General features: G+C 59.7%; 4 protein-coding genes. All 4 read left to right on the top strand.

What is annotated here, in order from left to right; translation table 11 throughout:
* The first annotated feature begins 130 nt into the window (after positions 1-130).
* Positions 131-1,783, top strand: a complete 1,653-nt coding sequence (locus IVB13_RS08365; protein WP_247488325.1) for a class I adenylate-forming enzyme family protein — start codon at positions 131-133, stop codon at positions 1,781-1,783.
* A 473-nt stretch (positions 1,784-2,256) separates the two neighbouring features.
* The gene (locus tag IVB13_RS08360) at positions 2,257-3,633 is read left to right on the top strand and encodes an aspartate aminotransferase family protein (protein ID WP_247488323.1); all 1,377 of its coding nucleotides are present in this window, start codon (positions 2,257-2,259) and stop codon (positions 3,631-3,633) included.
* 868 nt (positions 3,634-4,501) lie between these two features.
* Positions 4,502-6,049 (top strand): acetolactate synthase large subunit, encoded by a 1,548-nt coding sequence (locus IVB13_RS08355; protein ID WP_247488321.1) that lies wholly within the window; start codon positions 4,502-4,504, stop codon positions 6,047-6,049.
* 227 nt (positions 6,050-6,276) lie between these two features.
* A partial coding sequence (locus IVB13_RS08350; protein WP_247488319.1) for a hypothetical protein occupies positions 6,277-6,504 on the top strand: 228 nt, incomplete at its 3' end.

Raw genomic sequence — 6,504 nt, 5'->3', positions numbered from 1 at the left:
ATTTGGTGCGACCGAGACTGAAACTTGGGAGTTCGAGGATACCGGACGCTGGCTCTGGTGAGCCGCGAGCTTCGAGCCCAGTCAAGGCAGCGATGCCTCTCGCCAGTCTCTGAATTCCAAGGATGCTATAATGACCTCTACAAAATCGTCTCAGCTGCGGGATCGGGTGGCGGGCGCCTTGCGCAAGGTTGAGGCGCTGGAGGCTGCATACGAGACGATCACGGTTGGACAGCTTGTTTCAGAGCGAGCGCGAACGCACGGTTCAGCCACTGCGATCAACGTCTTCGAGCGCGGCGAACGCGCAACGTACGCGGAGATGGACCGCTGGTCCAATAAGTATGCCCATGCTTTACGGGCATTTGGAGTGAGGAAGGGGGATCGCGTTGGTGTGATGCTGCCAAATCGGATCGAGTTCCCGATCCTTTGGTTTGCCTTTGCAAAACTCGGTGCCGTGATGGTGCCAATCAACAAGCGCCTGACGCCAAGAGAGATTGAATATGTTCTTAGCGACACGCAGGCCAAGTTTGCCGTCGTTGATGAGTCCTCATCGGCAGTGTTTTCGGCTATGGATCCATGGCCGCAAGACCTCTCGAAGGAGCGGGTCATTGTTGTTGGCCAACGCCCATCGACGAGCGGGACGTGTGCTTCCCTGGATGATCTGCTCAAGGGCGCGGACGAGTCTCCAGTTAACGAGGATGTCGGCCCCGACGATCTGCTGAACATCAACTACACCTCGGGGACGACGGGTTTTCCCAAGGGTTGCATGTTGACGCACGAACGGTGGGGGATAGGGTCCTACCAGTGGGCGTCCATGGATCGCGAGCCGTACAAGAGCTATCTCTCCATGGGGCCCTTCTCCTACGGCGAGCCGCAAGCCCATCTTCTGAAGTCATACCGGCAAGGCGGAACGCTTTACCTGGCTCCGCAAATCAGCTCGACGCGGTTGCTTGGCTGGATCAAACAATACGGCATCGAATGGTGTTCGTTTCCCGAATTGGTTGCACGCCAGGCAGAGGCCGAGGGTATCGACGGAACGACTTCGCTCAAGCAGACCATAAATTGGGGCTGGACTCCCGAGACGCTAGCCCGCTTCCGCAAGCGGTTTCACGTGGCTAGCGGCGACGGTTTCTCGATGACAGAAATCGCGTTCGGCACCATATTGCCCAACGATCTTGGCGAGATGGCGGAATCCGGTTCGGTGGGGATACGCGCACCCTTCCGCGAGGTGCGGCTGGTCAATGATGACGGCAGTCCTACGCCGGTTGGAGAGATCGGTGAGGTTTGGGTGAAGGGACGCGGAATCCTCAAGGGTTATTGGAATAACCCGCAAGCGAACGCGAACTCGTTCGAGGGGGACTGGTTCAAGACGGGTGACCTGTTACGCTGCGACGAAAATGGCTTCTATTGGCTGGTCGGACGCAAGAAGGACATGATCCGTCGTTCGAGCGAGAATATCGCTGCGCGCGAGGTCGAAGCGATTATCTGCGAAATCCCCGGGATCTCGGATGTCGCCGCGGTGCCAGTTCGCGATGTCAAGCGGGGCGAGGAGGTCAAGATCTACGTGGAGCTCAAGGAGGGCGTCACGCCAGCAGATCTGCTGGTGGAGCGCATTCTCGAGCATGCGCGTGCGCGTTTGGCTGCCTTCAAGGTGCCGCGATACATTGCTTTCATTCCAGCTCTTCCCCGGCCCGATACCAAATCGCGGGTGCTCAAACGAGAGCTGATGGCCATCGCAGATCCCATTGCCGGCTCCTTTGACACTGAGGAGATGCGCTGGCGTTGAAGTCCCTTTCAGCCAATTCGCTGGCGCGATCGTGGTCGGAACCATCTACATACGCAGACTACTGCGAATGATCTCGAGATATGAACATAATGGGATGGCACGCGCCGCGCCACGCATCCGGCGATCATAGCTCGGTACCGACGATTTCAGCCACTGGATCGGCAGCGTGCGGTCCAACCTGCGAAGGAAGCCCTCTTTTCCTAGGTTGCCCGCAATTGGCTGAAAGCTCGCTAAACTTTGCTGGTCGGCGTGCAATGCATAAGACGATCGAACGCCGGACCAACCCTCGAGCTGGCGTAGGATACGGCGGAGGCCTGAATGGGTCTCTCTCTGAGCTCATTCACTTCGCCGCCCGTTCTAGCGAAACCCAAAAGACGAATCTCTCCAGCAAAGCATCGCGAGCTTGAGCATTGAACGCGAAAACCATGACATCCGCTGTCGCAAACCATCACTACGATCTTGAGGAGCTATCGATGAGTACGCCTGGAAACATCACTACGAATGATAAGGGACACGGCCACAATCGGGTGTCCCCGATCGGGCCGCAATCGAAAATGGCCTTCGAAAAGTCTAAAGTGATCACGCCGGGGGGCAGTATGCGGGGGGCAACGTTCTTTGCGCCCCAAGCGCCGTATGCTTTGCGTGGCGAAGGCGCTTGGGTGACCGACGCCGATGGTCGCCGTCTGTTCGACTGCAACAACAACATGTTTTCGCTGATTCATGGACACGCGTTCCAGCCGGTTGTCGACGCTCTTCATAAGGTGATCGATGCCGGTACAGCATTCGGCTTGCCGACGACGGCAGAAATCGATTTGGCCGAGGAATTGTGTCGGCGTGCCCCACGGCTGGAGCAGGTACGGTTCGTCAATTCCGGTACCGAGGCCGTCATGTTCGCCATCAAGGCCGCGCGTGCGATCACTGGTCGTCCGGCAATCGCCAAGTTCGAAGGTGCTTATCACGGCGCCTACGACTGCGTTGAGGTCAGCCTGGATCCGACTCCCGCTAACTGGGGTGACACAGAGCCATTGGGCGTAGCTCACGATGCGGGAACGCCCGCTGGCGTCGTTAATGACACGGTCGTGCTACGACTAAACGACGTCGACGGCTCCCGCCGTCTACTCGAAGCAAATGGGGCGCGCTTGGCGTGCGTGGTGTTCGACCCGGTGACCTCGCGTGCGGGCATGGTCCCCCCAACCGAGACGTTTCGTGATATGCTGCAGAATACGTGCCGACAGCTCGGGATTCTGCTGGTGCTCGACGAAGTGATTTCTTTCCGCTTCGGGTATGGTGGCTCACATAGCGTTTTTGGGCTCGAGCCCGATCTTGTGGCGCTGGGCAAGATGATTGGCGGCGGGCTGCCGGTCGGCGCGATTGCGGGGCCGGCACACCACATGGCTGTTTTTGATCACACCAAGGCCAAGCCGCTCGTCTCCCTTGGCGGTACTTTCAGTGCAAATCCCCTTACCATGGTGGCTGGCACCGCAGCGTTGCGAGCCTTTGACGCGCAGGCAGTCGAGCGCCTTAACGCGCTGGGCTCCACTTTGCGGCAGAATTTGAACGAAGCGTTCAAGAAGGACCGAATCCCCGCGCAGGTGACCGGCTTCGGCTCGCTGTTTCGGCTACATCCCTTTACTAGCCCGATCACGGATTATCGCAGCTGCTACCCTTCGGCGATTCAAAAGGCTGCCCTCAGCAAGATACAATTCAAGCTGCTCGGGGAGGGACTTTTGCTCACGCAATACTGCGCTGGTGCCCTATCCACGGCAATGTCACGGTCTGACATCAACGACCTCGCGGAAGCAATCGTCCTTGCCACAAAATCTGTTTTCATCGAGTCTCCGTGGAGTTAAACGCTGCGGCCAAACATGACGGTTGCCTGATTGATGGCGGTCGCCCTGCTGCAGACGAACCAGCCCCCACGCAGTGTTCGGGGTGCCGTCCGGCGGTCGGCATCGGCCAACTTGCTACCGATGCCAATAACTTCTTCTGAGATGTCGAGAATGTCCGCGGACCTCGACCCGCGGTATTACGGGGCGCATTTCAGTGTAAGTTCAAGTTTCGTCATCGCAGCGGCGGATCTCGTAGAGCGAGCAAGCAAGCAACTGCTCGTTACTCGACTTGCGGATACCGGTTGCTATGGCGTGCTATTGGGATGCTAGCGCCGGGCCCGCGCGAGCAGCCCGCCTAAGGATTGGGGAGGCGCTGAGGAGCCCCTCACCCCGGCAAGTTTAATTGGAAGAATGAAGCGGCCACTCACGCTTGACCGCTTCGCCTTATGCATAGTGCTCGCCAACTCGATCAGTCGTCAGGCTGACCGAATTGCAACGTCGACGTAATTTTATAAGCAGCCACAGCATCCGATCGGCGCGCGCGATAATGCCAGTGTGTGTCGTTGTTCCCAGTCCAGGAGCGAGACGCTTACCCATGAGACTATCCGTGTGAGCCTGAAAATTGCCGATTCTGTCGCCGTACGCCCGCGCGCGGCGATTGACATGGCGATTCACATGATGTAGCGGAGGGCAATATCTTATATTGTAAACCGATTGCGGAATGCGATAGCGCGCCGCGGCGATTTTCAGGGGTATAGCGGTTCATGTGCCACGTGTGGTGGTTCAGAGAGATCAGCAACAGGCGGTAAGCCCGCGGCGCGTTTGGAGACTCGGCAGCTTATGTCGGCTCTCAAAGCAAACGCGACCGCTCGTCAAAGGGAGTAAACATATGAATGGTGCGGAAAGCCTGGTGAGGACGTTGGTGGCGGGCGGCGTTGACGTCTGCTTTACCAATCCCGGGACCTCGGAGATGCATTTCGTGGCCGCGCTGGACAAGGTCCCAGGCATGCGCTGCGTGCTCGGCCTGTTCGAGGGCGTCTTGACGGGCGCCGCCGACGGCTATTTCCGCATGAAGGGCACACCGGCCTCGACGTTGCTGCATCTCGGGCCCGGCCTCGCCAATGGTCTCGCCAATCTGCACAACGCTAAGAAGGCCAATTCCGGCATCGTCAATATCGTCGGCCAGCATGCGACCTATCACATCGGCTACAACGCGCCGCTGACGTCAGACATTGAGGGCCTGGCGCGGCCGATGTCGGCCTGGGTGCGCACCTCGCCGGATGCCAAGTCGGTGGCCGCCGACGGCGCCGCGGCGGTCGCCGCTGCCAAGAGCGCGCCGCCGCAGATTGCGACCCTGATCCTGCCCGCTGATACCGCATGGAATGAGGCGGACGGCATCGCCGAGGTGCCGCCGCAGAAGCAGCGCCCGAGCTATTCGCCGCAGGCCGTCGAGACCGCGGCGAAGATCCTGCACGAGGATGCGGTGCGGACGCTGTTGTTGGTGACCGGCAGCGCGCTGACCGCGCAGGGGCTGGCGCTAGCCGAGCGCATCGCCGGCAAGACCGGCTGCACCGTGATGGGCCAAACCTTCCAACCGCGCATGGCGCGGGGCACCGGCCGGTTCTCGATCAACCGCATTCCCTATGTGATTGAGCAAGCGCTGCCGATCCTGGAAAAGTTCCGACACATCGTGCTGGTCGAGGCCGACGATCCAGTGGCCTTCTTCGCCTATCCGAATAAGCCGAGCATACTGAAGCCCGCGGGCTGCGACGTGCATCGCATGACCTCGTGGGGCGAGAATTCGGTCGCGGCGCTGGAAGCGCTCGCCGGCGCGCTGCATGCGATTGCCAAGGACGTCAAGCCGCAGGCTTTGCAGGAGCTGGCCAAGCCGACCGGTGCGATAAATTTCACAACGATCGCGCAGGCGATCGCCTACGCAATCCCCGAGAACGCGATCATGGTCGACGAGTCCGTCACGACCGGCCGCGGCTTCTTCCCGCCGACGGCCGCCGCGGCACCGCATGATTGGCTTCAGAACATGGGGGGCTCGATCGGCTTCTCGACGCCGGTCGCAACCGGCGCTGCGATCGCCTGCCCGGACCGGAAGGTGATCTGCATGGTGGGCGACGGGAGCTCGATGTACACCATCCAGTCGCTGTGGACGCAGGCCCGCGAAGGGCTCAACGTCGTCACTATCGTATTCGCCAACCGTATCTACCAGATCCTCCGCGGCGAGTTCGACAATGTGGGTGCCGGTGAGCCGGGCCAGCGCGCGCAGGACATGCTGAAGATTGACCGGCCGACGATCGATTTCGTCGCCCTCGCCAAGGGCATGGGCGTTCCGGGTCGCGCGGTTACCACCGCCGACGAATTCAACGATGCCTTGGCGGAAGCGATGTCGGAGCCCGGCCCACGGCTGATCGAAGTGCAGATGTAGAGTCAGTCGAAGCTGCAGGACGTCTGACCAATTTCACCTAATCCGAACGCGCGATCCTGACGCCAGCGAGAATGTCAAATCTGCTTCGCTGAAGATCAACCCTCGGCGGCCTCCACCCACCTCACCGACAACTTCGCTCGCTCGGTGAGGTGCCGCCGCTTACCAGATTTACGACGCCTCAAATTCGCACGCAATCCTGCTGCTCCGTCTCGGCATGCATCAGTGAATTGGATGCCGTCGAAGACAGCGGAGCTGTCCGTGAACACTGCCTGCAGATAATGATACGATCTACAGCTGCTTTCGACGATGCTAGCGCGCTGCTCGAGAATTGTCCGATGCCCGTTGACAGTTCTGCAAGCTGCTCTGATAATATCGAAGATTACATTACGATACGAAATGTCGGAGCGAGGAAGATGACCGATCTGGACGAATTGCGCAAAGCCACACTGCTGGCG

The sequence above is a fragment of the Bradyrhizobium sp. 17 genome (genome assembly GCF_023073515.1).
GTDB classification, from domain to species: domain Bacteria; phylum Pseudomonadota; class Alphaproteobacteria; order Rhizobiales; family Xanthobacteraceae; genus Bradyrhizobium; species Bradyrhizobium canariense_D.
The sequence above is the reverse complement of the archived record's forward strand: the minus strand, read 5'-3'. Positions and strand labels throughout refer to the sequence as shown.

Coding starts and splice junctions, on each gene's coding strand:
- IVB13_RS08365 (WP_247488325.1), top strand. CDS start 131: ATGACCTCTACAAAATCGTCTCAGCTGCGGGATCGGGTGGCGGGCGCC.
- IVB13_RS08360 (WP_247488323.1), top strand. CDS start 2,257: ATGAGTACGCCTGGAAACATCACTACGAATGATAAGGGACACGGCCAC.
- IVB13_RS08355 (WP_247488321.1), top strand. CDS start 4,502: ATGAATGGTGCGGAAAGCCTGGTGAGGACGTTGGTGGCGGGCGGCGTT.